30 protein-coding genes and 1 pseudogene are annotated in these 24,590 nt (G+C 69.3%); 21 read left to right on the top strand and 10 right to left on the bottom strand.

Annotated elements, in window-relative coordinates:
- The first annotated feature begins 90 nt into the window (after positions 1-90).
- The 19 genes and pseudogenes from ACQB60_RS07250 to ACQB60_RS07340 all read left to right on the top strand — a co-directional run bounded on the left by ACQB60_RS07250 (position 91) and on the right by ACQB60_RS07340 (position 13,837).
- Complete coding sequence (locus ACQB60_RS07250; protein WP_496924989.1) at positions 91-810, top strand: hypothetical protein; 720 nt, start codon at positions 91-93, stop codon at positions 808-810.
- A gap of 26 nt (positions 811-836) precedes the next feature.
- Positions 837-1,607, top strand: coding sequence for a hypothetical protein (locus ACQB60_RS07255; protein ID WP_496924990.1), 771 nt, complete (start codon positions 837-839; stop codon positions 1,605-1,607).
- 35 nt (positions 1,608-1,642) lie between these two features.
- A complete protein-coding gene (locus ACQB60_RS07260; protein WP_496924991.1) occupies positions 1,643-2,140 on the top strand; it encodes a hypothetical protein in 498 nt (165 codons plus the stop codon).
- Positions 2,141-2,158: 18 nt separating this feature from the next.
- Positions 2,159-2,878: a hypothetical protein gene (locus tag ACQB60_RS07265; RefSeq protein ID WP_496924992.1), complete on the top strand. Its 720-nt coding sequence runs from the start codon at positions 2,159-2,161 to the stop codon at positions 2,876-2,878.
- Positions 2,879-2,990: 112 nt separating this feature from the next.
- Positions 2,991-4,784: a type IV secretory system conjugative DNA transfer family protein gene (locus tag ACQB60_RS07270; RefSeq protein ID WP_496924993.1), complete on the top strand. Its 1,794-nt coding sequence runs from the start codon at positions 2,991-2,993 to the stop codon at positions 4,782-4,784.
- 121 nt (positions 4,785-4,905) lie between these two features.
- On the top strand, positions 4,906-5,142 hold the full coding sequence (locus tag ACQB60_RS07275) for a hypothetical protein (RefSeq protein ID WP_496924994.1): 237 nt from the start codon (positions 4,906-4,908) through the stop codon (positions 5,140-5,142).
- Complete coding sequence (locus ACQB60_RS07280; RefSeq protein ID WP_496924995.1) at positions 5,139-6,326, top strand: DnaB-like helicase N-terminal domain-containing protein; 1,188 nt, start codon at positions 5,139-5,141, stop codon at positions 6,324-6,326. Before ACQB60_RS07275 ends, ACQB60_RS07280 begins: the two co-directional genes overlap by 4 nt.
- Positions 6,323-6,931 carry a hypothetical protein gene (locus tag ACQB60_RS07285; RefSeq protein ID WP_496924996.1) on the top strand — a complete coding sequence of 203 codons (609 nt, stop codon included), beginning with the start codon at positions 6,323-6,325 and terminating at the stop codon, positions 6,929-6,931. Before ACQB60_RS07280 ends, ACQB60_RS07285 begins: the two co-directional genes overlap by 4 nt.
- Positions 6,921-7,211, top strand: coding sequence for a DNA cytosine methyltransferase (locus ACQB60_RS07290; protein ID WP_496924997.1), 291 nt, complete (start codon positions 6,921-6,923; stop codon positions 7,209-7,211). Before ACQB60_RS07285 ends, ACQB60_RS07290 begins: the two co-directional genes overlap by 11 nt.
- A pseudogene (locus tag ACQB60_RS07295) lies at positions 7,129-7,458 on the top strand (DNA cytosine methyltransferase); the annotation flags it as partial. The gene ACQB60_RS07290 and the pseudogene ACQB60_RS07295, both read left to right, overlap by 83 nt.
- Before the next feature lie 498 nt (positions 7,459-7,956).
- Positions 7,957-8,127: a hypothetical protein gene (locus ACQB60_RS07300; protein WP_496925671.1), complete on the top strand. Its 171-nt coding sequence runs from the start codon at positions 7,957-7,959 to the stop codon at positions 8,125-8,127.
- A gap of 93 nt (positions 8,128-8,220) precedes the next feature.
- Complete coding sequence (locus tag ACQB60_RS07305) at positions 8,221-8,817, top strand: DUF4913 domain-containing protein (RefSeq protein WP_496924998.1); 597 nt, start codon at positions 8,221-8,223, stop codon at positions 8,815-8,817.
- Position 8,818: 1 nt separating this feature from the next.
- Complete coding sequence (locus ACQB60_RS07310; RefSeq protein ID WP_496924999.1) at positions 8,819-9,625, top strand: hypothetical protein; 807 nt, start codon at positions 8,819-8,821, stop codon at positions 9,623-9,625.
- A complete protein-coding gene (locus tag ACQB60_RS07315) occupies positions 9,622-10,098 on the top strand; it encodes a type II toxin-antitoxin system RelE family toxin (RefSeq protein WP_496925000.1) in 477 nt (158 codons plus the stop codon). Before ACQB60_RS07310 ends, ACQB60_RS07315 begins: the two co-directional genes overlap by 4 nt.
- Before the next feature lie 27 nt (positions 10,099-10,125).
- Positions 10,126-11,079 carry an SPDY domain-containing protein gene (locus ACQB60_RS07320; RefSeq protein WP_496925001.1) on the top strand — a complete coding sequence of 318 codons (954 nt, stop codon included), beginning with the start codon at positions 10,126-10,128 and terminating at the stop codon, positions 11,077-11,079.
- Positions 11,079-11,939, top strand: coding sequence for an SPDY domain-containing protein (locus ACQB60_RS07325; protein WP_496925002.1), 861 nt, complete (start codon positions 11,079-11,081; stop codon positions 11,937-11,939). The genes ACQB60_RS07320 and ACQB60_RS07325 overlap by 1 nt, the downstream gene beginning before the upstream one ends.
- Before the next feature lie 86 nt (positions 11,940-12,025).
- Positions 12,026-12,571 carry a hypothetical protein gene (locus ACQB60_RS07330; protein WP_496925003.1) on the top strand — a complete coding sequence of 182 codons (546 nt, stop codon included), beginning with the start codon at positions 12,026-12,028 and terminating at the stop codon, positions 12,569-12,571.
- 448 nt (positions 12,572-13,019) lie between these two features.
- Entirely contained in the window at positions 13,020-13,418 is a 399-nt protein-coding gene (locus ACQB60_RS07335; protein WP_496925004.1) for a hypothetical protein, read from the top strand.
- A 131-nt stretch (positions 13,419-13,549) separates the two neighbouring features.
- The gene (locus tag ACQB60_RS07340; protein WP_496925005.1) at positions 13,550-13,837 is read left to right on the top strand and encodes an esterase; all 288 of its coding nucleotides are present in this window, start codon (positions 13,550-13,552) and stop codon (positions 13,835-13,837) included.
- A 93-nt stretch (positions 13,838-13,930) separates the two neighbouring features.
- Here ACQB60_RS07340 and ACQB60_RS07345 read toward each other — a convergent pair whose 3' ends face one another.
- From ACQB60_RS07345 to ACQB60_RS07390, 10 genes are all read right to left on the bottom strand, one after another.
- Positions 13,931-14,473, bottom strand: coding sequence for a hypothetical protein (locus tag ACQB60_RS07345; protein ID WP_496925006.1), 543 nt, complete (start codon positions 14,471-14,473; stop codon positions 13,931-13,933).
- A gap of 65 nt (positions 14,474-14,538) precedes the next feature.
- Positions 14,539-14,937, bottom strand: a complete 399-nt coding sequence (locus tag ACQB60_RS07350; protein ID WP_496925007.1) for a hypothetical protein — start codon at positions 14,935-14,937, stop codon at positions 14,539-14,541.
- A gap of 76 nt (positions 14,938-15,013) precedes the next feature.
- Positions 15,014-16,762: a relaxase/mobilization nuclease domain-containing protein gene (locus ACQB60_RS07355; protein WP_496925008.1), complete on the bottom strand. Its 1,749-nt coding sequence runs from the start codon at positions 16,760-16,762 to the stop codon at positions 15,014-15,016.
- A 3-nt stretch (positions 16,763-16,765) separates the two neighbouring features.
- Positions 16,766-17,134: a plasmid mobilization relaxosome protein MobC gene (gene mobC / locus ACQB60_RS07360; protein WP_496925630.1), complete on the bottom strand. Its 369-nt coding sequence runs from the start codon at positions 17,132-17,134 to the stop codon at positions 16,766-16,768.
- A 257-nt stretch (positions 17,135-17,391) separates the two neighbouring features.
- Positions 17,392-17,616 (bottom strand): hypothetical protein, encoded by a 225-nt coding sequence (locus ACQB60_RS07365; protein ID WP_496925009.1) that lies wholly within the window; start codon positions 17,614-17,616, stop codon positions 17,392-17,394.
- Positions 17,617-17,715: 99 nt separating this feature from the next.
- Positions 17,716-18,711, bottom strand: coding sequence for a DUF2637 domain-containing protein (locus ACQB60_RS07370; protein ID WP_496925631.1), 996 nt, complete (start codon positions 18,709-18,711; stop codon positions 17,716-17,718).
- A gap of 5 nt (positions 18,712-18,716) precedes the next feature.
- Complete coding sequence (locus tag ACQB60_RS07375; RefSeq protein ID WP_496925010.1) at positions 18,717-19,304, bottom strand: WhiB family transcriptional regulator; 588 nt, start codon at positions 19,302-19,304, stop codon at positions 18,717-18,719.
- Between the two features lie 103 nt (positions 19,305-19,407).
- On the bottom strand, positions 19,408-20,118 hold the full coding sequence (locus ACQB60_RS07380; protein WP_496925011.1) for an ATP-binding protein: 711 nt from the start codon (positions 20,116-20,118) through the stop codon (positions 19,408-19,410).
- Entirely contained in the window at positions 20,118-21,056 is a 939-nt protein-coding gene (locus ACQB60_RS07385; protein ID WP_496925012.1) for a hypothetical protein, read from the bottom strand. The genes ACQB60_RS07380 and ACQB60_RS07385 overlap by 1 nt, the downstream gene beginning before the upstream one ends.
- Before the next feature lie 2 nt (positions 21,057-21,058).
- Entirely contained in the window at positions 21,059-21,418 is a 360-nt protein-coding gene (locus ACQB60_RS07390; RefSeq protein ID WP_496925013.1) for a hypothetical protein, read from the bottom strand.
- A 1,066-nt stretch (positions 21,419-22,484) separates the two neighbouring features.
- On the opposite strand from ACQB60_RS07390, the gene ACQB60_RS07395 reads away from it, so the two are divergent.
- On the top strand, positions 22,485-23,840 hold the full coding sequence (locus tag ACQB60_RS07395) for a helix-turn-helix transcriptional regulator (protein WP_496925014.1): 1,356 nt from the start codon (positions 22,485-22,487) through the stop codon (positions 23,838-23,840).
- Positions 23,841-23,971: 131 nt separating this feature from the next.
- Positions 23,972-24,379, top strand: a complete 408-nt coding sequence (locus tag ACQB60_RS07400; RefSeq protein WP_496925015.1) for an acyl-CoA thioesterase — start codon at positions 23,972-23,974, stop codon at positions 24,377-24,379.
- The last annotated feature ends 211 nt before the right edge of the window (positions 24,380-24,590 follow it).

Below are 24,590 nucleotides of genomic sequence, written 5' to 3' on the forward strand. Positions count from 1 at the left end.
CTAGCACAGCTTTCCGGCCGCACCAAATCCGGGTTCCGGCCACACGCTCGCCCCTCCGAACCACCCCAACTTCTGCGAGGTGCATGTCTCGTGGCGGAGATACGTCCACACATCACCATCGGACGCCACAACGACTACGGCATAGTGGCAGCGGCGTCGCACGAAAGCCCCGCCGCCGAACACATGCTGCGGCAAGTCGGCTTCGAGCGCCTGCCTGACAGCGATCTGTACGCCCTGACGGAGCCCCGCCGCGATCCCATTCATCGTGCGCAGCGGGCAGTTCACTCCCTGCGCGCCGCGCGGTACAGCGTGACGTCCGACGCCGCGTATGACCTCCCGTCGCCCACCGGGCAGACCAGCGGCCCAAGCTGTTCCGATCACCTCAAGGGCACACTGGTACCCGAACCCTCCGCTCTTGAGCGTGGGGCGTTTGCCGCCGCCCGCGCGCTCGACGCCGACATCCAGGCCGCCCGGATCGTCGTCCACGACCAAGTACGGGATCCCGAGGGCACGTTGCGCGCGGTCGGCACCGACATGCACACCCGGGAAGGCGTACTCCTCCACGGCGAGGGCCGTCTCCGGTACGTCGAGGCCCGGCTGGCCACCACTGACCTCGCCTTCGACGCCTTCTCCTACGTCCGCGGCAACGGGCGTCCGGACCCGACTCCGGCGACCGCCCAGCACCGCGCCCAGGCCGCCGCCTCGATCTCTCCTGCACGTGCAAGGGCTTCCCCACCTCTGCGCCCCGGCAGCGACATCAACGACCGCCTGCCTGCCGCGGCTTCGCGGCAGGCGGTGCGCACCCGCTGAACCACGCACGTCCAAAGAGCCTTGCGATGAATCTTCACCTTGAGCCCGACGTCGCCTTCGGCGCCCATCCCGACTTCGGCGTAACTGCCGCTGTGGCGGACGACCGGCCGTTCCTCGACGAAGTCCTGCGCCAACACCACTTCCGTTACAGCAAGTACCTCGATGTCTACCTGCTGGCACTCGACACCCCGCACAACACGGCGGTGCGCACGGTGGCCCCCGCCACCCGGATCTTCCAGAACGCCGGCCTCTCGGTCGCGGCCGATCCGCGGATCATGCTGCCGCCGCCCATCCCCACGCCCGACGGCGTCCCGGCCCGGCAGACCGCTCCCGGACAGTCCTTGACCGCCCTGACCGGGGAACTGCACCAGCTGCGCCGCGCTGCCGATGTCGCCGACGTCCTGGAGCAGATCCTCGACGAGCACCACGGGGTGGTCGGCGACCTGGAGGAGTTCATCGACACGGCTGCCGCCTGGTGCGAGCGGCTCGGCACGCCAGGGGGCCGTGACCTCGGTCTGCATCTGCGGACCATCGCGCACCACTTGGCCTTCCTCGGCGACCAGCTCACCGACGCCCAGCTCGACCTGGCCGTGATGCCGGAGGTGACGCCGCAGGGCGCCCCGCCACTGGCCGAGATGCCGCTCCCGGCACGGCACCAGTTCCTCCCCGTCGCGCAGACGGCCCGTGCTCGCGCCGCCACCGAGCCCTCGCCGCAGCGTCCCGCCGGCACGACTTCGCCACCCGAAACAGCGGCCAACCACCCGCCCCACCAGCCCAGTTCACACCGCAAGCGCTGACCTCCCCCTGACCGATCGCTGAAGGAGTCCGGCTCATGGCCGTCAAGAAGCTCTGGACCATCGACCACGCCTGCGGTCACACCACCGAGGCCGACCTCTCCGACCGACCGGCCGACCGGCGTGCCGGGTACGCCCGCTGGCTCGCCGAGCGCGACTGCACCGACTGCTGGCGGGCCTCCCGCCAGGACGACGGCGAGTCGAAGACCGAGTGGCTGGCGGCACAGCGGGCCGCTGAGCAGGCGGAAGCCGAGGCGTGGTCGCAGCAGTACCGGATGCCCGCGCTGGAGGGCACCGACCGCGCGGTCGCCTGGGGAATCCGCTGCCGCCACCAGCTCGTCTCCGCCGCCTACACCGCCCTGGTCGTTGAAGGCACCACGAGCGAGGCGGCGTGGGAGGCCATCGAGAATGCCGGACGCCCTCTGACCCGTGCCGGGTGGTGGATCGACCAGCGTGATGCCGACCCTGCCGATCTCCCCGAACTCCTCGAAGCCGCGTCCGAGAGCGACCGGCCCACCGAGAACCCCCACTTTTAGATCCTTTTCGGAGGTCTCATGCCCATCACTCCCGATGTCGTCATCACCCGTAAGCCTTCTGGCAACGTCATGGCCGAAGGCGGCGATCAGCTGGCGCTCACGCTCCTCAAGCGGGCGGGTTTCGTGATCGAGACAGTGCCCAACGGCTTTTGGTATCGCCTGCCCTGGGACATGGGCGAGAAGAACGAGAACGAGATGGCCAGCCACGCGGCCCGCATGCTGACCGCCGTCGGTTACCACGTCGATCTCGACCCCAGCCTGCGTGTCGGCCCGATCACCACGCCCTCCGACCCTCGCGGCACACGCGTCTACGGCCACCAGATCCTCGCGCTCATCGATCAGCTCAACGGAGCCGACACGTACGAAGTCGCCGCCACGGCAGCCGAGCACGTTCTCGACCCCGACGACGGTGTCCTCGTGCGCCTGGCCGACTTCTTCGAGAGCGCCGCCGAGCAAGCTGACTCGGCTGCCACGGAGTCAGGTTGGGCTCTGGCCTATCGCTTCGAAGACGCCGCCGCGGCGCTCTCGGACATCGGCGAGGACCTGCGCGAGGTCAGCGGCGAGCTGCGCGCGCTCGGCCCCACGCCCACACCCGCCCACGCCCCCGCCTGGCAGGAGCAGGTCGCGGACTACCTCACTGCCACCAGGGCCCGGCACACGAAGTCGACACCGCCCACGCCTCCCCCACCGACGGCTGCCCCACCGACGCCGCCACCTCGGCCCGGCCGCTCCCGCTGATCGGCCACTACACCGCCTCACCACCCTCTCAGCCAAGGAGTCCCCACGTGATCACCAGAACAACTCCCGGCCTCACTCCCCCAGTTGATGTCGCACACCCCGGGACCCCGTCTTGTCATCTCCACGCCACACCACGCCCTCGACCACCACCGGCGCCGACTTCCTCCTCTACCTCCTGATCGCCCTCGCGGGACTCGGCATGGTCGGAGGATCTCTGGCCTGGCTGTTCGGCAACCTCACCAACGCCGTCGTCGGCAGCGATCCGTGGGCCGCCTACCAGCCGACCGAAGCGCTGCTCCACCCGGCACAGGTGTGGCCTCATCTGCCCCGGCCCGCCGTCCTCATCGGCTGCTACGTCCTGCCCGCCCTCGCCCTGGCGGCCGCCACCGTCCTCGGCGTCAAGCTCTGGCTGCGCCTTCGCGGCAACCCCAAAGGGTTCGCCAACCAGCGGGACCTCACCGATCTCCTGCCACGGAAGAGCGCGGCCAAGGCGATCGACCTGCGCCCCAGCCTGATGGGCACCAAGTCCAGGGACATCGCCCCGGACGACCGCGGTGTCCTGCTCGGCACTCTGAACCCCGGCAACAGCGAGGTCCGTTCCTCCTGGGAGGACGTGCTCCTCGCGATCATGGCGCCCCGGTCCGGCAAGACCTCCGGCCTCGCCATCCCCGCGATTCTGCGCGCCCCCGGCCCGGTGCTGCTGACCTCCAACAAGGCGGCTCGCGACGCGTACACGGCGACGCTCGACGCCCGCGCCGAGGTCGGCACGGTGTGGACGCTGGACCCTCAGCAGATCGCACACGCTCCGCAGACGATGTGGTGGGACATCCTCGCCGACGCCCGCGATCTCGCCGGAGCGCGGCGTCTGGCCGGACACTTCGTGACCGCCTCCGTGGATGAGTCCAGCGCGGGCGACTTCTGGTCCACCGCCGCCGCCAACACCCTCACCGCGCTGTTCCTGGCCGCCGCCCGCGACGGCCGTCCGATCACCGACGTGCTCGCCTGGCTCGCCTCCCCCGCCGACCGCACCCCCATCGACGTGCTCCAGGACGCCGGCCTTGACGCGGTCGCCGCCCAGCTCCAGGGCACCGTGGCCGGAGCCGTGGAGACCCGCGACGGCATCTTCGAGACCGCCCGGCAGTACGCGAGCTGCCTGCTCGACCCGGCCATCGCAGCCTGGGTCACCCCGCCGAAGCGCCTGGGAAAGATGCGGGAGTTCAAGCCGGAGGCGTTCGCGACCAGCAAGGACACCCTGTTCCTGCTGTCGAAGGACGGCGGTGGCTCCGCCTCGGCGATCATCGCGGCCGCCGCCGACGCCGTGATGCGCGCGGCCGTCATCCAGGCCGAGCGGGACGGCGGGCGCCTGGACGCCCCGATGCTGGCGATCCTGGACGAGGCCGCGAACGTCTGCAAGATCGCGGACCTGCCGGATCTCTACTCCCACCTCGGCTCCCGGGGCGTCATCCCGCTCACCATCCTGCAGTCCTACCGCCAGGGCGTACGGGTGTGGGGCGAGGCCGGGATGGACGCCCTGTGGTCCGCGGCCACCATCAAGCTGGTCGGCTCCGGCGTCGACGACGCCGACTTCGCCGACAAGCTCTCCCGCCTCGTCGGCGATCACGACGTGCGCACGGTGTCGGTGTCCACCAGCGAGTCGGGCAAGTCGACGTCCGTCTCCCTGCGCCAGGAGCGCCTCCTTCCGGCCGACGCGATCCGGGCCCTTCCCAAGGGCTCCGCGCTGCTCCTGGCCACTGGCGTGCGCCCCGCGCTCCTCGACCTCAAGCCCTGGTACCGCGAGCCGGACGCGGACCGGCTCGGCGCCGCCTCCGCCAAGGCGACTGCGGCCATCACCGAGCGCGCTCTGGCCAAGACCCTGCACCGCGACGACTTCGGCTCGGCCGCATGAACCCGCTGCCGCCGTATCGCCCGCCAAGCAGACCCCCTCGCCCGGTCTCGCCCGACTTCACGTCCCCGGGCCGCCGCCCGCACCGGCACTCGCCTTCCCCCTTCCTCGCGAGGTGTTTCCCATGTACCACCCCATCCCGTCCTGGGCTTCCGCCCGCCGCTCGGAACGACTCGCCGGCACTCCTGCCGTGCGGCGCGGCGCCCACTGGTGGCTCGTGAGCCCAAGCGGCGCTCTGCTCGCGTCGGACCCCGCCGTCACCGGTGAACTGAACCGATTCGCCGCCGACATGGCCGCCGCCGACCGTGCCGTCGCTGAGCTGCGGGCCGAACGCAAGACGGTCCGCAAGGCCCGGCTGTGACTCCGCTCGTCAAGGCCGAACAGGCGGTACTGGGGGCGGTGTTCAGCGCTCCCAGCCAGCTCGACCGGCTCGCGCCGTGGCTGCGACCCGAACACTTCTCGCGTCCGGTGCACGCAGCCCTGTACGCAGCGATGCTCAAACTCCGCACCGAGGGCCACCCCGCTCTCAAGGCGCCATCCGGCGGGCCCGTGCCGCTGGCGTGGCTGACCGACACCCTCACCGAAGCGAGCAAGGACACCCGGGGGCTCACGGCTCCCCTGCCCCACCAGCTCGTGTCCGCGTGCCCAAACGCCATGCATGCCCCGGTCTACGGGCGGATGGTCCTGGAGGGCGCCATCCACCGTAGCGTTTCCCGGCACGCCACCCGGCTGCACCAGGCCGCTCGCACCGACGCGCTCCATCGCGGTGTACAGGAGTCCATCCACCATGCCCAGATCCTGTCCGAGGTCCTGGCCGATCTCGCCCGCCGCTGGGGCACCGAGCCTCGTGCGATGCAGCCACCGTCACCCCCGGCGGTGGCACCGGAGCCTCACCAGCCGGTGGACGAACTCCTCCTCGCCGACGAGGAGTTCCTGCTCGGCAGCCTCAGCGCCCGGCCCCATCAGCTGCGCGACATCGTCGGCTGGCTGCGCCCGGACGACTTCGCCGATCCCGGGCACCAGCAGCTCTACCACTCGCTGGGGGCCCTGCACCACCGGGGCGAGCCCATCGACCAGCTCACCGTGCTGTGGGAGACGCAGCGCCGCGGCGCCCTGTGCGACGGAACGCTCAACGCCGAACGCGTCCTGCGGATCTGTGACCCCTTGGCCGTCGACGGCGCGGCCGAGCACTTCGGCGAACAGGTCCTCCGCGCCTCCCTCGTGTGTACTGCGGCCGCTTCCGCCCGGCACGTGCGGGCCCTCGCCGACGAGGAATCCCTGGCCCCCGGGCAGTTGATCGGCTACGCCCTGCACGCCCTTGGCCCCCTGGATGAGGTCCATCGCCGCTGGCGTATCGCCTCGGGCGCCGAACCCGAGCCACCCCACTCCGCACGCAGCCCAGGCACCACGCCGCCTGCGGGCCGCAGTGACGCGGCCCGCTCCCGCAGTCGTCAGTACGACGCTGTCACCGCGTCCTCCTCGACTCCAACCGCCACCTCACCAGCCGCGCGTCCCGGCCGTCCCACCCACCGGAGTCCGACATGACCGATCACACCGGCCGCGCCAGCCTCGAACAGCACGAGCTGTACGCGGTGGCCCGGGAGTTCGAGAAGCTCCGCGGCGAGATCACCCTCTCCTACACGCCCGACTCCCTGCCTGACCTGGTCACCTCCTGCACGCACCTGGCCACGCTGACGGGCTTGGTCAAGGATCTGTCCATCGAGGTGCTCACTCGTACCGTCGACACCGACCCCGGGATCGACCTCGGCCGGGTCATCTACGGCTACGCCACTGCTTCCGTCCCGGCGGGCCGCGCCATGAGCGCGTACACCGAAGCGTTCGAACAGCTCGGGTTCCTGCGCCGCTACACGAATGCCCCCGACTCACCGGATCTGAACGACGCCCGCCAGGCTGCATCCCGCGTCGTCCAAGACCGGCTCGACCACGTCGTTAAGGAACTGCGGGAGACCACCGACTCGCTGCGCGGCTCGGCCGACCTGATCGACGGCACCCCTCCTCGCATTCTCGCCGCCCTCAGCCGCTCGGCCCGACCACGCAATTCCATCTACCGCCTCCCCGAGGAACCGGCCACGCCCGCACAGACACCCGGCCGCCTCGCCTACACCCCGGCACCCCGCCATGCCCACTGACCTGAGCGGTACGGCGCCGGGCCTCTCGATCGGCAGTCTGTGTTCCGGGTACGGCGGACTTGACCTGGGCGTCCAGTCCGCCCTTGGCGGCACACTCGCCTGGCACGCCGAGATCGATCCCGGCGCGTCCCGGATCCTGTCCCGGCACTGGCCCACCGTGCCCAACCTCGGCGACATCTCGGCCGTCAACTGGGCCGATGTTCCCGGAGTCTGCGTCCTCACGGCGGGCTTCCCTTGTCAAAGACGTCTCGGTCGCCGGCCGTCGGGCCGGACTGGCTGATGGCACCCGGTCCGGCCTGTGGCACCACGTCGCTCGCGCCATCGAAGCCCTCAACCCGTGCCTGGTGGTGATCGAGAATGTCCGGGGCCTGCTCACCTCGCCCGCCTCTTCCCCTGGCGACGTGGAACTCTGTCCGTGGTGTGTGGGAGACCACGCAGATCAGCCTCCTCTGCGAGCACTCGGTGCCGTTCTTGGATCCCTGGCCGACCTCGGGCTCGATGCGCGCTGGTGCGTGCTTCGCGCCGCTGATGTCGGAGCCCCACACCATCGTGCCCGCACCTTCGTCGTCGCCTGGCCTTCCCGGCGGACCACCGCTGCTCAAGACCCCGACCAGCAACCTCGCCAAGATCGGTGGGAGCCAGCACCCGGAGAAGCGCAAGCAGGGCGGGCACGGGCCGAACTTGGCGGACGAGGTCGAGTGGCTCCTGCCCACTCCCAAGGCGACCGACGGAACCAAGGGATCGCCCAATCAGCGCCATGGCAACGGGGACTTGACGCTTCCCTCGGCGGCGGCGCGGTTGCTGCCGCAGGCGGGCGCCACGCGCACGCCGGAGCGCCGCCCGGGTTCGGCCCCGCGGACAGCCCGGTCAGGGACTGCTCTCCCCCTGTTCACCGACTCGGCCCCAGCGCCGAACACGGAGGCTCGCTGTGGGGACCGTATGCCGCCGCCATCGCCCGATGGGAGACCCTCACGCGCCCGGCACCAAGGCCGACCGATGACGCGGGCCGCCTCAGCCCACTGTTCGTGGAGTGGATGCAGGGCCTCGACCACGGCTGGGTGACCGGCACACCCGACCTCGGCCGCCCCTCCCAACTGACCGCTCTCGGCAACGGAGTTGTGCCGCAACAGGCCGCGCGCGCCCTGCAGATCCTGGCGCCGCCGATCACCGCCTGCCCGCACCGCGCACCGCGCTGAGCCGCGCCTTCTACACCACCTTTCCGGCCGGGCCAAACCCGGACTTCTCCGGAACCTCGACACCCCCACCACCAGATCACGCGAGGGGTAACCATGCCTGACCCCGCACACGACAGCGAACCGGTACGCATACCGGATCACGACCTGGACGACCTCGTCTCCACCGTCAACCAGCTCGTCACGCAGAGCCGCAAGCAGGGCGAAACACTCGCCCGGCTTGCCGACGAACAACCTGCGCCACACCCCAACGACCAGCCGAGCCCCGAGCCGAGCAGCGGCGAAACACCACCAGCTGCGGACATGGCCCCGGCCGAGGCGGGCCCGTCCTCCATCTTCATCCTCGCGCTGGACGGACCCGCGTACACCGAGGAACTCGCTGCCCTGACCCGCTGGGTGCACGCTCTGCTCCTGCCGGTCTACGGACGGGAGATCACCACCGGCCGCCCCTGGTGCCAGAAGTGGCAGGAGCACCCCGAAGCCGTCGCCCGGCTCCACGCGCTCTGGCTCGCCTGGCAGCAGCTCACCGACGTCGAGGCCGGCCTCACCGGCCCCTCGACGTGGCACCGCGATCACCTCGACCCCACCTGGCTCCAACTGCGCGCGCCTGACGGCCCGTTCGGCGCGTGCACCACCAGTCCTGCCCGCCCCCATCACCGGCTCCTGGCCTCGCCCGGGCCCACCGGAGCCTGACATGACCGACGCCGACGAACTGCCCACGCCCCACTACCGGATCGACGGCTACGAGCCCGCCAACGAGCGGATCGAGGACGACTTCTACTTGGTCACCTCCTCCGACACCATGTTCGTGCCGCTCGCCGACCACCACAGCACCGACGGACGCCACAGCTACCTGGTCTGCTACGACGCCAGCGCAATCTGGGACCTCCCCGGCACCGCGGAGTACGTCGCCTTCCACATCACACGCGACATCGCGCAGCGGACGTTCACCTTCGACTACGCACGCCACCCTGTCGCCGCACTGGCCCAGAACTGGCTCATTCACGAAGGCTGCCCGCCAGAAGCCATTGAGCTGACTGACCCCAACGGGCCCCGGCCCGCCGACGCGTTGACCACGCGCCTGGAGGACCAGCTCAGGGCCAACCGCGACGGCCGGTACACGGTCATCGACCACTACACCGACAACCCGGCCTCCCTTGACGTCGGGGTCGAGGTGCGTGCCTTCGTCCACGACAGCCACCCTGATTCCGCCAGCGCCCCGTACCGTCTCTTCCTCGAAGAGACCGCCAAGGACCTGCGTTCCTACACCCTGCGTGAGGGCGCCTTCGCGACCGCCGAGGCGGCGGACGACTGGGCCATGGAGCGCAGTTCGCCGCTACCTCTCGCCCCCGCCCCGCCCAGCGATGCCGAGCGCCGGGCACAAGCCGCCCGAGCCCGCTCGACGCTCAAGGCCCCCGGCCTCGCCGCACCCCCGGCCCCTGTGGCACCGCCACGATCACCAGCGCCCACTGCGAGGCACCCCCGACGGGGCACTCCGTGAGCCGGGCCCGGTACGCGTTCGCGGCCCACCCTGAGGCCCTCGCCGACCTGCGCTCCATCCCGGAGAACATCCGCGATCTGGCGCTGGTGGAGCTGCAGCACCTGGTCCACGGCAACGAGCGCGGCGCCGCCCTGACGCGCGAACTGGCGGGCTGCCACAAGGTGTACGTAGATCCGGAAACCCGCTGGCGCCTGGTCATCCAGTATCGGGACGCACCCGCCTCCTCCCAACACAGGCGAGAGATCTACCTGTTGGCGGTGGGCGAGCGGCAGGACCACGCCGCGTACAACGCCGCGGCCCTACGTCTGGAGCGCGAACGGCAGGCCACCGCTCCCGAGGCATCCGCGCAGGCACGCCGGGCCCAGGCAACCAGGGCCCGCTCTCCTCGAAGCGGATCACACACGGCCACAGCAGCGCCTCCTTCCGCATCCACCACACACACCACCCCGCAGCGTTCCCGCCACGTGCGCTGACGCCTCCGACTCCTCCAAGGACCTGCCGTGACGTTCGACATGACCGCAGAGAAGTGGCGCGAGTACTACGTGACCCCTCGCTATCTCGCCGGATTGGGCGGCGGCATTGAGGACCCGGCGTTCGCTCCGGTCGCCGACTGGCCGCACCACCACATCGACGACGGCCCCTGCCAGCTGCTCGTCACCTCACCCGACCACCGGATCCGCATCGGCTGGTTCGGCGATGACTACGACGTCCTGAAGATCACCGCCGCCCAGGACGCCACGTCCGCACCCCAGTGGACGGCGGTCTTCAACCAGAACACGCCCACCGAGATCGCCGCCGGCCTGACGGGCGCCCTCGTCCGCGACTGGACCGACGGCAACGACCGGTTCCTCGCACGTCCGTCCCCGCACTGGTCCGATTCCATCGAACCGCTGCTCACCGCTGGCTGGACGCGGGAGCCGGGCACAGACCTCAAGCCCCAAGTCATCGCACCGGACCGGCAAGCCGGAGCCCTGATCAACCTGCACACCCGGACTCCGAGCCAGATAGCGGTGACCCTGTGGGGTGGGCCTTTCGGCTGGGGCACCAGGGCGGAGGCCCTCTTCACCACCCGGACCCCGAGCCACCTGATCGCCGCCACAGCAGCAGCGATGGCCGACCCCGCTCCGGTCATACGCGAACGCTGGCAGATCCACGACCTGGTGGAGGGCCTCGTCCGCCTCACCCCCGTCGAGCAGGACACTGCGACGGCCTCACACGCCCCCACGCCGCTCGACGTCCGCCGCACCGCCGTCACCGCCGCTCTCCAACGCGCCACACGCGACCAGCGCGATCGGGCGCGAGCCAGCGCAGCCCGTATCCGAACCCCGGTGCCCGTGCCCTCCCCCGCGAGGCCACGTTCGACTCCGCCGTCTCACACCGGAACCGCTGCCGTGCGCACCTCCGCAGCCCCGCCATCCCCCGCACCCGCAGTCCACGCGGTACGGGCCCGCTGATGCCCACCCCTCCCCTCGGCGACCTCTCACCCGACGCTGAGGTCCTCGTCACGCCGATCCATCTCGCAGGCCCCGGCACGAGGGACGTCGTGTTCAACATCCTTGACAGCGCTGATGGTTGGACGAAGATCATCGCCTTCGGCACGGACACCTACTACACGAGCCCCTGCCAGCGCGTCCGCATCGCCAATGCCCTGGAGAGCCGCTACGGCGGGTGGACCGTCACGTACGCCGAGGACCCGCTCGGCGTACCGGACTGGATCACCACCTTCGACCGCAACACCCCCCACGAAGTGGTCGGTGCCTTCACCGAGACGCTCGTTCCCGGTCTGCCCAACCACTTCCGGGACCACCTCAGCGGGGGCCTCCAGCACACCGAGGCCAGCCCGGAGGATGTCCTACGCCAACACGGCTGGGAACACGTCCGAGGCAGCCGCCCCGCCGTGGCGCTCGCACCGGATGGCCTCGCGGCCTGGCGCACACGCGACCGATGGCTCCACGAACACACCGAACTGCTCACCCCGGAGAAGTCCATGTGGCGGCTCTCCGCCGGCGCGGATCCCATCCATGTACCCGCCTGGCGCGCCTACTTCAGCACCTACACCCCTCAACACCTCCGCACCGCCGCTGCCACCGCGATCGCTCATCCCGACCCAGTGCCCCGCCGCGCCGGCGACGTACCCGAACGACACCACACCCTGATCGACGTGCATACGCGCAAGCCGCCGGACTCCACCGCGCGAGCCCAGGCCGCCACCGCCCGAAGCCCCCACGCCGAGCACGCCCATACCGGCGAAACAACGGTGCCCAGCCCTCCACCCTCGCCAACCGCCTACGGCCGACCGCGCCGCCAGCGATGACAACACCCCCACTCTCACTGGGAGGTTGCCGTGCCCCAGATCCATCTCATTCCAGCCCACACGGGGCGCTCCGAGGAGACGGGCTCATGAACGTCTCCTCCACCCCCACCGTGACCGGCCAAGCCAACCCGCCCACCTACGCGGCGTGGCCCGGGGCAGTCGACGCCGAACTCGCCGCCCGCCTTCGCAGCGCGGTGCTCGCACTTCTCGACGAGCTCCCGTCCGTCATGGAGGACATGAGGATGCCCTTCTCCCAGGCTGTCACCGGAGGAGGAGAGATTGCCTGCGAATCCGCACAACTCGACGCCTCTTGGGCCCAGTTGAGCGAGACTGATGCCATACGACTCGTCGCCAATGCCGCCGGAGATCGCTCCCCGTCCCTGTTCTCCCCCACCATGCCGCGTGTGATCGCGACGGTCGACGGGTGTCCGCTCTCTGCTCAGTTCCGCGTCATCGGCTGGGCCGCCGAGCGCCTCGTCTCCGACCAACGGCAGGCGTCCAGCCACCGCTCCATCGCAGCCGTCTCACGGTCACCCCAGCGACAGGGAAGCCCTCGCTCCACCGCGATCGCCGAAGCCAGCGGTCGTGCCTCTACTCACCTCTCATCAGCAGAGAGTCGCCGCGCCCGCTGACCCGCCCACGCACCCAGCCCGCCGCTGGTGCTATGGCCGCCAGGTGGGGCAACACCCGTGCCGGCTCCGGACCTGTTTCGTCTCGTATGCCAGGGCATCAGTCTGCGTCGGCTACAGGATCTCCTGTGGCAGACGTGGCGTGATCAGGGCCCACGGCCCGAGCGAGGTCCTCCACGCCCATTTCGATCCTTCGGCCATCCGCCATACGAGCTCGCCCCAAGGACGCTGCGACCGCGTCGTCCACGGTTTCCGCGTAGGTGTCCAGGCCCTCGTTCGACATGCCCTTCATACTCCTGATCTCGGTCGTCCCGGATGCTGCTACAGCCTCCGGGACGACCGATTCATTCCCCCATGCAGTGACAGCATCCGCTCGCCGCTCGGGGCCAGTTCGCCCACGGCAGACGCACACTGCCGCAACGGACTGGAGACCACGTGCCAGGCCATGCCAATGTACGACGGCACGGAAAACCCGCAGGTCAACGAAGGGATGTATTCCGTGACTCTCCCTACCGCCACACCGCTCGTCGGACGGCCCCGGCGCTCCACGCAAGCCCTGCCCTTCAACGTGCCGAGCTGCCCCATCCGCACACCACGATCCGCACCGCTGTCCCAGGAGGGTTGCGTGTCATACCAGTTGACCGTCCGCCAGCTCATCCATCGTCTCCAGACCGTCGATCCCGACCTCCCCGTGTTCCTCGCGATCAACCCGGACTGGCCTTACGCCCACCGTGTGGGCCAACTCGTCGAGATCACTGCCACGGGAGGCGCCGTCTACATTGCCGAGGACGGCCAGCACGAGGTGTTGCCCTCGGCGGTCCGCACGCAGCTCAACTGGGCAAACGTGTGAGCCTCCAGTCTCGTTCGTCACGTGCGGCGGGTGCGGCCACTGTGTCGCGCCTGCCGTTGGTCCTCGGAGATCTGGTCCAGCGTCCGATGCCTGTTGGCGTCCGTGGAGCCGCCATTCGCACGGTGCCTCCCATGGTCACCACGCCGATAGCGGCGTCCTGGCTGTCCGCACAGGACGCCGCTCCCCTTCGGCCCGGGTCCGTCCTTCTGCGGTGGGAGCCCGCGCATCACGGCGCAATGAACGTCAACGCGCATCTCGGTCTGGCCTCATCCGAGGTGCTTCTCGCGACGTGGCCGAACCTGCACGGGGACTGGACCTCCATCGTCCACCCCACGCTGCTGGAAGTCGTCGGTCTCCACGCCGCGCTGTCCGTGGCCATCGGCGCTCTCGACCTCGCCAACCGCCTGGCCGACACCTGACGTCACCACACGCCGAACGTCGAGAGGCTGCCCCAACCGGGGACAGCCTCTCCAGCTGTTGGGCCGTCGCACCCGAGCGACTCCCTCGCAGGGTCAGGGGCGTTCGGTCCCCAACGCTTCCCGCGCGGCCTTCTGGAAGGCCCTGTCCGGGATGCGCTTCGCTTCCGCTGCCTGCTTGAAGTTCCGGTAGTGCACGTCAAGGCGACCATGCTCCTCACGCAGCGCGGTCGCGAACCACTCCATGCCCGCGACATCAAGGTCATACAGCGCCTGACGCAGGGTGTCGGCCGCCTCCACGACGGATCGCGGACCGGCGATCGTCACGGCGGCGATGTCGGCGCTGAACTCGGTCCACGCATCGTGGGCGTCGGCGAAGGCGGATCGCCACTCGTCCGTTGTGCTGTCCTGTTTCCAGAGACAGTCGGAGAACTTCCACCAAGACGCCGATAGCCGCTTCGCGCTGCCGATGCACGCGTTGTAGGCGTCGCGCCGTAGTTCATCCCGCCATCGTTCGCGCTCGGCCTCGCGCTGGCCTCTCTGTTGACGCCCCTGCCCGAACACGGTGAGCCATCCGCCGCCAAGGCCGCCGAGGGCTCCTAACGCCGCGCCCATGACCGCGGCCACGCTCGCGTCCATGGGCGGGTATTACACCGGACCGGCCCCGGCCGCACCAGGGTGCGTCGTAGTGGCCGAGCCCACTCCTACTCGGGCCGGGGTTCGCTCAGGTAAGTGCCGGCCAGCGTGCCGTCGTAGCCGGTGGCCCGAGCGGCGGCCTCCAAGCTCGGGTAGTCCTGGCCGCCGGCATCGATCATCGCCTCGTAGTCGGCGCGGGTCAGCTCTCGCTCGGCCCACTGGTGTGCGCAGCGGCAGCGGACGCTGATGTCGTTGCCGTCGCAGATGACCATCCAGTCGCGACGGGCGCCGCACTTCGGGCACATGACGAGGATGCCGGTGATGCGGATTTCCTCGGGATGAGTGGTGGCCCGCAGGTGTACGGGGCCGTCGGTGAGCTGCGTCTCGTGCTGGAGGCGCAACAGGGGGTCGTCCGTCGGGGCCGGGAGCGGCACAGTTCTATGGGTCTGGAGGTCTTGGCTGAGCATCGGCATCGTCTCCTCGTCCTGTGTGATCAGCCGTAGCAGGCTTCCGTCTTGCCTGTCCAACCCTTTGCGGTGCTGGTCAGCGGTGCAGCTTCGGCTTGCGTGACGGGCTGGCGCTGTTCCTAGGCGTGGTCGCGGGTGCCTGTAGCTGCGCGGGGTCAGTCCGTTGGGTGGCTGTCCGCGGGTGTGTGCGGGTGGTGCGGGAGGGGTTCGTGGTCACGGGCAGCTTTCCGGTTCGGCGCAGGCGCCAGACCAGTACGTCGGTGACGTTGTCGGCGGTGTCCAGTTCGCGCCATTCGATGACCTTCTTGAGCAGCGTCTCGGGGTCGTGGCCCGCACGTTCCGCTTCGGCGAGCGTGGCGGCTAGGGCGTGCCAGCCGGGCTCGCGCAGGATGTGCTCGGCCTGGTCGCCCAGGGTGGCTTCGACGGTGCGGGCGTATCGGCCTCGTGTCGGTGCGGGAAGGCGTCGGCCTTGTTCTCGCATGCCGCGCATGGGGGTGGCGGCAGCAGATCGGTAGGCGCTGCGCAGGTGTTGAGCGGCTTGTTGGGCGGCCGCGGCTTGTTGGGCGTGTCCGCGGGCGGCGTGCCAGCGGATGGCGGCGATGGTGACGAGGACCAAGCTGGACAGGAGCATGGCGGTGGTACCGCCGTCCTCGCCTTTACCGAGGGCGTCGCCGGCGCGGACGATGCCGCGTGCGGCGGTGCGCAGGCCCCGGGTTTCGGCCTGCTCAGCTCGAATGTGGGAGCGGGTGGCGCGCTCGAAGGCGCGCGCGGCGTCGGCGAGTTCTTGGCGGGTGGACGCCGGCGAGGTCTGCACGACGGCGTCGAGCAGCTCGCCGACGCCGACGAGTTGAGCGGCGGCCTCGTCTTCGTCCCTGCTGAGCTGGGTGAGGGCTCGCTCAGCGGCCGAGGCGGCGTCACGTCGGGCTTGGGCGGGACGGGCGGTCCGCCGCAAGGCGTCCGTCTCGGCGCCCAACTCCTCGTCGGGGGTTGCAGCTTCGAGGCGTTGGCGGATCTTGGGAAGGGAGAGATCCGGGGCGAGCCGGGATCCCGGGTACCAGATGGGGTCTCCGTGGCGGTTGCGGTCGCCGGGGAGGGCGACCTTGTATCCGAGGGTGTCGCCGGAGGGCGCGAGGCGCTTGTCGACCCGGAGGCCGGCCTCGGCCATGCGGCAGAAGAACTCGCCTTCGTCCGCAGCTCCGGCCAGGGCGTGGCGAACCTGTTCTCGCAGGGTTTCGCGGGGTGGTTCGATGCGGCCCATTCGTTCGGCCTTGGCGCGTTCCGCGCTGGTGGGGCGCTGAGCTGCGGTGTGGTCACCTTCGTTGAGGATCTGCAGGCCGAACTCGGCTTCAATCCTTCGGCATTCGACCTGGGCCCGATTGGCGTCGCCGTGGCGGCGAGGGCTGCGTCCGTCTTCGCGTTTGAGCGTGGCGACGATATGGATGTGGTCGTCGGCGTGGCGTACGGCGATCCAACGGCATGCCTTGTCGTCGCCTTCCTCGGCGATGCCGGTGGCGTGCACGACGCGGCGGGCTACCTCGGCCCACTCGGCGTCGGTCAGGTACCGGTCGCCGGGGGCTGTACGGACGGGGCAGTGCCACACGTGCCGGGCAGGGCGGCGGTGCTTCGGCACGGCTAGGACGGGCAGGTCGAGCCGGTCGGTGAGCTGCTTGAGGGTGGCGGCCGGGTCGCGTCCTGGGTCTGGCGCCAGCTCCGGCATCCAGGCGGCGACCATGTGCGGGTCGATGTGTTCGTCCCGGCGGCCGGGTCCGTAGAGGTAGGCGAGGAGTCCGTACGTACGGCTGCCGGTCGAGATGTCCGGGACCACGGCTCAGCGCCTCGCGATCTCGATGGCGGCGGCCTCGACCCGGGCGGCGGCGCGCAGGACGCGGGCGACGGCCTCTTCGGCGTAGTCGACGTGACCGCCGGAGTTCAGGATGCGGGCGATCTGGTTGAGGTTGTTGCCGACACGGGCAAGTTGGGTGCTCGCAGCCATCAGCTCTTCGACCCGGCCGCGCTGGTCCAACATCCTTGCCTGCAAGCTGCCTTGGCCTTGGGTCCGTGCGACCGCGACTGCGGCATCGGCGATGAACCCGGAAGTCTTCAGACCGATGGCTTCGGCGGCTCGCTGCACGAGCACGAGTTCGTCGTGCGTCAGACGGAGACTGCGGAACTGGTCTCGACGTACGCTCTGGCGCAGGCGGGGGCGTGTGCGTGGCGTGGCGGGTGCTTCTTCTGTTTCCCCAGGCTGCGGTCCGCCCTCGGTCGCTGCTACAGAGCCCGGCGCCCCCTGGTGCCGGGCCTCCTCCGCCTCCCCTGGGGCGGAGGCAAGCCCTTCCGTGACACTTCCGCAGCCTATGGCTGCGGAAGTGTCACGGAAGGTATAGCTTGCTCGGCCTCGTGTCGGGCAGTGACCTTCGCCCAGGTCACAGGGCGCGAGGGGCGGCTCGTTGGGGGTCATTGGGGTAGTCCGGGGGCGTTGCGGCGAACGTCGTGGAGGACCTCGGCGACGAAGTCGAGGGTGAGGACCGGGTGGTGGAGGGTGCGCGGCGTGCTCGTGGGCGTGCGCTGCACGGTCCATACCTCGTCGGGCCCCGGTTCGGCGCTGTGGAGGTGTCCGTACTTGGTGAGGACGGCGATCCAGGCATCGGCTTCGGCTTGGGTCGCCGGGGTGGTGCGCATAATGGCGGCTCCGGTGCGGATTCGGTTCAAGGGGGCGGTGCGGTACGGAAGTGCGCCGGCCTGGTACGTGGACCGGCACACTTCCGTTTGGTTGTCCGGTCAGCCGGTCTGGGTGTCCGGGCCTTCTTCGGCCTCTTTGCGGAGGTGCTCCATGAGGCGGGTGAGCCGGTCGTTGCCGAGGCCGTGTCCGTCTCCCCGGATGGCGTCCGCGACGATCTTCCGGGTCAGGCCACCGACCTTGATGACCGCAGTGCGGGCGATGGCGAGGAGCTGTTCGTCGGTGACCGGAGTGGCCTCCCGGTCACCGGTGTCCGGCTTCTTGGCCGGGGCAGTGACCGGGAGTTTGGCCAGGTGCAGACGGGCGGCCCGGCGGGGTCTGAGGTCAGGGTCTCCGCCCTGGTCAGTGCTGGGGCCAGCATGCTCCGGCTCGGGCTCGGGGAGCGTGTTCGACCGTCCGGCCCCGGTGTCCGCAGCGGCGGCGCGCAGAGTGTCCTGCCCGTCGGTGACCGCCGGGCAACCGCTGTCCGGAGCAGGCAGGTTGGGCTGCTGCCTGGAGGTGACCGGGGCGGTCGCGTGCCCGTCTGAGAGGAGGCGAGTCTCCTCGCGGTCATCGCTGACCTGCTCGGTCCGCGCGTCCATCACCTGCACGTCGCTGGACAGGGCAGCTTCGGTGACCCGGCGGGCGATGAGGATGTACAGATGGACAGCCCCAGCCAGGGCGAGCGGGGCGAGGGTGGAAAGCACCCCGACGGTCAGGTCCCCAAGCCGCAGTCCGCCGCCTACTGGCTGCTGCTGGTTGAGCCGGACAGCGTGCAGGGCGTTGGCCCAGATACTCGCGGCCGTCGCGGTGCCGAAGAGGAACCACACGTAGCAGCGGGACGCGAGGGGGGCGGTGCGCAGGACCAGGAGGGCTCGGACTCCGTAGGCGATGAACCCGTCGATGACCAGAGGGAAGAGGAAGGTCAGGAGTCCGCGGATGTGAATGGCGGTCGCCATCTGTTGCAGGGCGTCGTAGGAAAGGGCGCATCCGGCGCCGCCAAGGGCGACGATGGCCGCGCGGTCCCAGCCGCTGATCCGGGGCAGTCGTGGCACCATGTAGCTCACGCAGCCGTCCCGAGGTCGTCGCGGATGGTGAGCTTGGCTTCGGGGGGATTCAGCGCCTGGGGCTTGCTCTTAGCCACCTTCTTCGACTTACTCTCCTTTGCCGCGACGGCACGGTTTCGGATCTCACGGCGAGTACGGCGGTACAGCTTCTTGGCATGTTCCTCCGTGACCTTGAGCAGGATGGCAAGTCGCTCGGGAGGCAGTTCCGCCTGGTAGGCGGCGCGGGTCACGGCTCGGCGCTCGTTCCTGGTGAGGAAGATGTCTCGCCCGCTGAGGACCTCGTTGACGCGGGAGTAGTCGAGGCGATGCTCCATCTTCTTGTGCAGGGGCTCACGCTCCTCCTCGGTCATGCCGCCCCAGATGCCGATGCTGTCGCCGTTCTGGAGAGCGGAATCGAGGCAGACGTTACTGACGGGGCACTGAGCGCACAGGGCCTTGGCGGCGTGGATGCGGTCCATCTCGTCGGGTTCGGGGAAGAAGAGCTCCGCCTCGACCTGGTGGTGGGCGGTGGTGCGGCAGGCGGCGCGGTCTCGCCAGGCGTGGTCGCCGAGAGTGCGCGGCGTCACTTGCTTGGTGCTGTGCATGGGGTCTCTCCGTATCCTCCCGGGGCGTTTGGGCAGGCGCGGCCCGGGAGTTGGTGCGTGAAGGAGGTGGACCGGTGGCGGCGGTCGCGGGGGGGGAGGGAGGTCAGACCGTGGCGGCGCTGCGTCGGCGCTCGGTTGCGAGGGCACGTCTGCGATCGGGGCCGTCGAGGATGACCTTGTCGGTCATCTCGGCGAGGCGGGAGGCGGCGCGGTCGCCGATGTGGGCGCGCAGGTCAGTCATGCCGAGGTTGGTGGTGATCAGGGTCGGGAGCATCTCGTTGTAGCGGCGGTTGATGAGCCGCTCGGTGATCTCCTCGGTCCACTCGCTGCTCTTGGCCGCACCGAGGTCGTCGATGATCAGCAGGGGGCAGCGGGCCAGGGTGGTCAGCTCGCGTTCGCCGTCGTGGCCGGGGCGGGGCCGCAGGGTGGCGTACAGGTCGGCGGCGGTGGTCGCCGTCCAGCGCAGCCGGACTCCGGCGATGATCAGGGAGCGGACCGCTCCGTACGCCTGGTGGGTCTTGCCGGTGCCGGTGGTGCCGACGATCAGCAGCGAGCGTCCCTGGGCGATGCCGGGTGCTCCCCCGGGGCCGGGGCGTCCCGCACGGGCGACCTGGCGCACCCAGGCGGTGACCGCCGGGTGGTCCGCGACGGCGTCCCGGTAGCGGGCGGGGATGTGCGCCTCGGCAGCTTGGAGGGCGGGGAGAGGCTCGGTTCGGTCGACAGGCGTGGTGGTCGGGTCGATGCCCCGAGCGGAGAGGGTGCGGGCCAGGCGGCGGGCGATGCCGCCGAGGGGCTGGGCGTCGTGGTCGCGCATCACAGCTCCTCGGCGTAGGCGGTGGCGGGATCGGCGGGGTTGGCCCAGGCCCGGTGACCGGGCAGGTTAGGACGGGATTCCGGCCGTACCAAACCGCCGGGGCTGGCATTCATCGCCTCATGGACCAGGCTCGGCAGGGTGCTCGGGTGCAGCCCCTTGGCCCGGTGGCGTGCCAGCCCGGCGCGGATGTGGTCGGGGGCGATGCCCTCGGCCAGCAGCTTGGCGATCTCGCGGCCGAGGTGACCGAGAACGCCGCTGGGCGGGCGATGGGTGCAGGCGACGGCGTACTCGCTGATGAGCTGCTGCGTCGAGATGGTGCTCGGTGCGGGGCCGCTGGCGCCCCCCGAAGGAGTGGTTCCTAGATCCAAGTTCCTAGGTCCTAGATCCGGGCCGTGAGGGCTCACGGAGCCCTCAGTGAGTTCTCTGCCAGAGCTCACCGTCGTCTCGCGGAACGCCCTCTGAACTGCAGGTTCTCCGCTGACCGAGAGGGCAGGCGTTGCGAGTGAATCCTCAGTGAGTCCTCCCTGAACCTTCACGGCGGTCTCCGGGAGAGCCCCCTGCGTCGTCGCTGAGGCCGTATCCGGACGACCGCCCTCGTGCCGGGGGCAGGCAGGGTGGCGGACGCCGCTGGGCCGGTTGATCCTCTGGTGGAGGCTCCAGGTGACGATGTGCAGGTACCGCTTGCCGTCGTCGCCTTCGTAGCGGCAGATCAGGCTCTGGGCAGCGAGCTGGTTCAGGTCGTCCTCGACGTCGACGGGGCCGTGCTCGGCGCGCAGGGACCACAGAAGCCCGGCGATGACTGCGGGCTGGTCGCGGAATCGGCCGTGGTCGTCAGCCTGGGTGAGCAGGCCGAAGAAGGTTCGTTCGGCGGCGACCGAGACGGCGGCGAGTGACTCCGAGGCGAAGGCTTCGGGCTTGATGGTCCGGATCCGGGCCACGGTCAGCGCCTCCCGTCCGTCGTGACGTATGCCTCGACAGCGGGCCGGAGCGTCGCGGCGGCAAGGTCGAGGTCGTAAGCCCCGTCCCAGGGCACCTCGGGGTGCGCTCGGATGATCCATCGGGCGGCGGTCACGCCCTGCGCACGGTTGAGGCGGATGAGCTCGCCCTGCTTGTCGAACGCGCGGGCGTAGGGGCTCGGCCAGGCATAGCCGGGCTCGCGCAGCGATACGCGGATGATGCAGGCTCCGGGCACCATCTCGGCCAGCAGTGTGGCCAGGCGCCGTTTACGGGCTCCGACGGCGGGTGCGGGCTCCTCGGAAGGCTGAGAAGTGGCCGCCCTTCCGTTCCAGGACTTGGACATGCGAGAATTCCTCACTCGTAGGTGGAGTGGGTCGGCCGTTCTCGTCGAAAAGGCCAGCCGATCCGCTCCGGTTATGAATCCGCACCCTTCGGGTGTCGGGCCGGCGCCTGGAAGCCGCTAACTTCTGGGCGCCGGTTTCATTTCTCCTGGGAGAAGCGCGTCCGTGGCGCTGGCTGCAACTCCTTTCCCTCTCCCTACTGTTGAGCCTGGCGTCGACCTCTACGCCGATGGACCAGCAACATATGCACACCCACCTTCCACGCTCCAGCGGATAGCCTCTACTGATCGAATCCGAGCCCAACTCGACACACACGCATGGCCGATGAGTGTCTGGCCGTGTTCACACAGCACTCGTCGTACATGCGGCACGGCGACGGCGAGCACACACGGGCCCTACGACGCCCTTAGCGCAAGGGCTCCACGCAAGCCAGAAACGGAAAGCCGACACCCGAGCGCCCGTCGGGAGGAGTGGCAGATCTCAGCACGCCGGGTAGTCGGCGCGCTCCGGGATCCCCAGTGCTGATCTTCACGGCGAGCATCCCTCCCGCGTCTCACGCAGAAACATTTTGTTGAATCTGCTGGTCGGATGGATTTAAGCCAAGCCGACACGAGACCGTCAACGCCGACCATCCGCCCGATTTGCCCATATAGATCACTCGGTGGCATGCAGCTGCCCAATGACCCGCCGACCCCCAAGTCGCTTGCCTCGCAAGCAGATTGAGGTATCCAGACCAGCCGAACCCTCGACCACCCGATCCGCTACAGACCAGCCGTTCCTGATCAGCACGAAAAGCGGCAAACATTTGCCGCTTCCGCAAAGCGATCATGGTGTGCCTTGAAGGTCACCAGATCAAAAGCAATGGTCAGTAGGCGATCCCGTCAGCGATGGAGACTTGGCGACACCACGAGACGCATGTCCTCCAAACCGCAGGCAGTCAAGATCGCTAACATCTTGCGTATGATTTTAGTGGGACACAGCACAGCAGGGGGCCAGCGATTGCGCTGACCCTCCTTTTTCATGCCCGAAAGCTGCTGTCGCCCCACCCGAACGAAAAGGGAGCATCCCGTGGCCGCTAAGGAATCCACCCCTGACAGCAACGGATCCCCAGAGCAGAAGACTTCCGCCAAGGAGCGTGAAGGGCAGCTCGCCGGCCAGATCATGGGCTTCGGCGCCATGCTGAAGCGGTGGCGTAAGGCCGCCGACGTCACGCAGCCGCGAGCCGCACGCATCCTGGGCATCAGCGAGCGCAAGTACCGCAACGTCGAACGCGGAGCGACGCCACGCTTCTCGCAAGAGCAGTGCGACGCCCTGGCGAAGCTGTTAAAGCTCGATTCAGACGAACGCCACGCGATGCTGCTCTACAACGTGGGCAGCTATCTTCGTCCGGCTCCGACCGAAGGACAGCCCAAGGTCGGTCAGGCCCTGCGCTTGCTCATCGACCGGCAGATGCCCAGCCCCACCTACCTGTCCGATCGAAACTGGAACATCATTGCCTACAACAGGGCCATGGCTGAGCTATGGCCCTGGGTGATGGAGCCCCGGGCCAATTTGATCCGCTGGGCTCTCACGACCGCCGAAGGGCGAGCCACTTACCACGACTGGCACAAGCACGCGACAGTCTTCGTGAGAATGCTGCGCTTCGCACAAACCACTCACGGCGACGACGCCGACCTGCAGGAGTTGATCGAAGACGTCAAGAAGAATCCAGATGTCAGGCACATCTGGGAGTCAGACATCGATCTGGTTGAACATCGCGATGGGCATGTCTTCCTCGCTACCGTGCCTACCCTCAATTACCGGACGATCGAGATCGTCAGCCACGTCGCGTATCCCGCGCTCATGCCCGACTGCCGCTTCGTCGTCATGACGTGGGTGGAAGCCGAATCGTCTACCCAACGCGATGCGCTGGGCGGCCGCCGCAACGCCTGGGCGGACGAAACGAACAACACCGCGCTGGAGCGCGACCGCGCCCACGAGCGACTCGCCGAAGCCGACCGCCTTCGGGCCAAGGACGTCCATACCGCCCGACTCGTGGTGAGCAGCGCAGAGAAGGCAGCAGCGCAGGCCGGTAGGGATGGCATCGCCTTGCCGGCTCTCAGCCCTCTCATCGGACCTGACACCCAGTTGACACTCGCACCGTCCAAGCGCAGCGTGGTCTGGGCCGTAGAGGAGACGGCCGGGCAATGGGGCGTCACGGAGGTGTCTCCGGCCACGGTGATGGCGCGGATCCCGTGGCAGGAGTTGTCCGGTGAGCGGCTCACCGAGATGAAGCACCTCATGCGGATCGGTCTGCCTGCTGAAACCAAGGCCGCCGCCGCTCGCATCGAGCATCTCGTCCGCGAACGCGATGTGGAGCAACGCCTGCTCCGCGAACTTCTGGAAGAGCTGCCTGAAGCCACTTCTGCTCCCCCGAAACCGTAAGGAGTGGCCGACGGAATCCACATCGCCCGCTCGGTCTCGAGCCACCCCGCCACACCTCGAACGGCTGGCAGCAAGCGCTGCGCCGCTGTTGTTCCTTCTCCCCCGGTCTGCCGCACAGAGGAATCTTGATCGTGCACAAGTACACCTACCACTGCCCTCTGCGCTGGGCTGACGCTGATGCGTACGGGCACGTCAACAACGCGATGTTTCTTCGGTACATGGAGGAGGCGCGGACACGTATGTTCCAGGATGTCCTCCCCTCTGATGAGGAAGGTCGCCGCCGACATGCGTTCGTCGTGAGCCGCGCCCTCGTCGACTACCGAGCTCCGCTCGACTACCGGGATAGCCCCGTGGACGTAAACGTCTGGGTCTCCAAGAGCGGTGCCGCCACTTTCGAACTTGCTTATGAAATCCGCGACGCCGATCGCGAGTACGCCACGGGCGCCACCACGATGGTGGCCTACAACCTGGACAGCGGTCGTCCCCGCCGCCTCTCGGACGCCGAACACTCGTTGCTGGCCGGGTACGCCGAGCTCTGATCGTCAGGCGTCGTGCGTCGATACGGTGGTCGGCGTATTGGCTACCGCCCCCGCCGCGACGGCCTTGGCGACAGCGCCAAGGCGGCCGTCAGGCCGGGGCGCAGCGCCATGCCGATGACCGAATCGAGGAACTAGCCGTCGCTTCCTTTTCCATCGATCCATCCAGTACGGCCGCGGCAACTGGCCCAGCGTTTCGGGGGCACCCAACATG

This window comes from Streptomyces odontotermitis (assembly GCF_050510915.1).
Lineage (GTDB): Bacteria > Actinomycetota > Actinomycetes > Streptomycetales > Streptomycetaceae > Streptomyces.

Bases quoted from the DNA above. Each gene is read 5' to 3' on its own strand.
- ACQB60_RS07255 (WP_496924990.1), top strand. From the start codon at position 837: ATGAATCTTCACCTTGAGCCCGACGTCGCCTTCGGCGCCCATCCCGAC.
- ACQB60_RS07260 (WP_496924991.1), top strand. From the start codon at position 1,643: ATGGCCGTCAAGAAGCTCTGGACCATCGACCACGCCTGCGGTCACACC.
- ACQB60_RS07265 (WP_496924992.1), top strand. From the start codon at position 2,159: ATGCCCATCACTCCCGATGTCGTCATCACCCGTAAGCCTTCTGGCAAC.
- ACQB60_RS07275 (WP_496924994.1), top strand. From the start codon at position 4,906: ATGTACCACCCCATCCCGTCCTGGGCTTCCGCCCGCCGCTCGGAACGA.
- ACQB60_RS07285 (WP_496924996.1), top strand. From the start codon at position 6,323: ATGACCGATCACACCGGCCGCGCCAGCCTCGAACAGCACGAGCTGTAC.
- ACQB60_RS07290 (WP_496924997.1), top strand. From the start codon at position 6,921: ATGCCCACTGACCTGAGCGGTACGGCGCCGGGCCTCTCGATCGGCAGT.
- ACQB60_RS07305 (WP_496924998.1), top strand. From the start codon at position 8,221: ATGCCTGACCCCGCACACGACAGCGAACCGGTACGCATACCGGATCAC.
- ACQB60_RS07310 (WP_496924999.1), top strand. From the start codon at position 8,819: ATGACCGACGCCGACGAACTGCCCACGCCCCACTACCGGATCGACGGC.
- ACQB60_RS07325 (WP_496925002.1), top strand. From the start codon at position 11,079: ATGCCCACCCCTCCCCTCGGCGACCTCTCACCCGACGCTGAGGTCCTC.
- ACQB60_RS07330 (WP_496925003.1), top strand. From the start codon at position 12,026: ATGAACGTCTCCTCCACCCCCACCGTGACCGGCCAAGCCAACCCGCCC.
- ACQB60_RS07335 (WP_496925004.1), top strand. From the start codon at position 13,020: ATGTACGACGGCACGGAAAACCCGCAGGTCAACGAAGGGATGTATTCC.
- ACQB60_RS07340 (WP_496925005.1), top strand. From the start codon at position 13,550: ATGGTCACCACGCCGATAGCGGCGTCCTGGCTGTCCGCACAGGACGCC.
- ACQB60_RS07345 (WP_496925006.1), bottom strand. From the start codon at position 14,473: ATGGACGCGAGCGTGGCCGCGGTCATGGGCGCGGCGTTAGGAGCCCTC.
- ACQB60_RS07350 (WP_496925007.1), bottom strand. From the start codon at position 14,937: ATGCTCAGCCAAGACCTCCAGACCCATAGAACTGTGCCGCTCCCGGCC.
- ACQB60_RS07365 (WP_496925009.1), bottom strand. From the start codon at position 17,616: ATGCGCACCACCCCGGCGACCCAAGCCGAAGCCGATGCCTGGATCGCC.
- ACQB60_RS07370 (WP_496925631.1), bottom strand. From the start codon at position 18,711: ATGGTGCCACGACTGCCCCGGATCAGCGGCTGGGACCGCGCGGCCATC.
- ACQB60_RS07375 (WP_496925010.1), bottom strand. From the start codon at position 19,304: ATGCACAGCACCAAGCAAGTGACGCCGCGCACTCTCGGCGACCACGCC.
- ACQB60_RS07380 (WP_496925011.1), bottom strand. From the start codon at position 20,118: ATGCGCGACCACGACGCCCAGCCCCTCGGCGGCATCGCCCGCCGCCTG.
- ACQB60_RS07390 (WP_496925013.1), bottom strand. From the start codon at position 21,418: ATGTCCAAGTCCTGGAACGGAAGGGCGGCCACTTCTCAGCCTTCCGAG.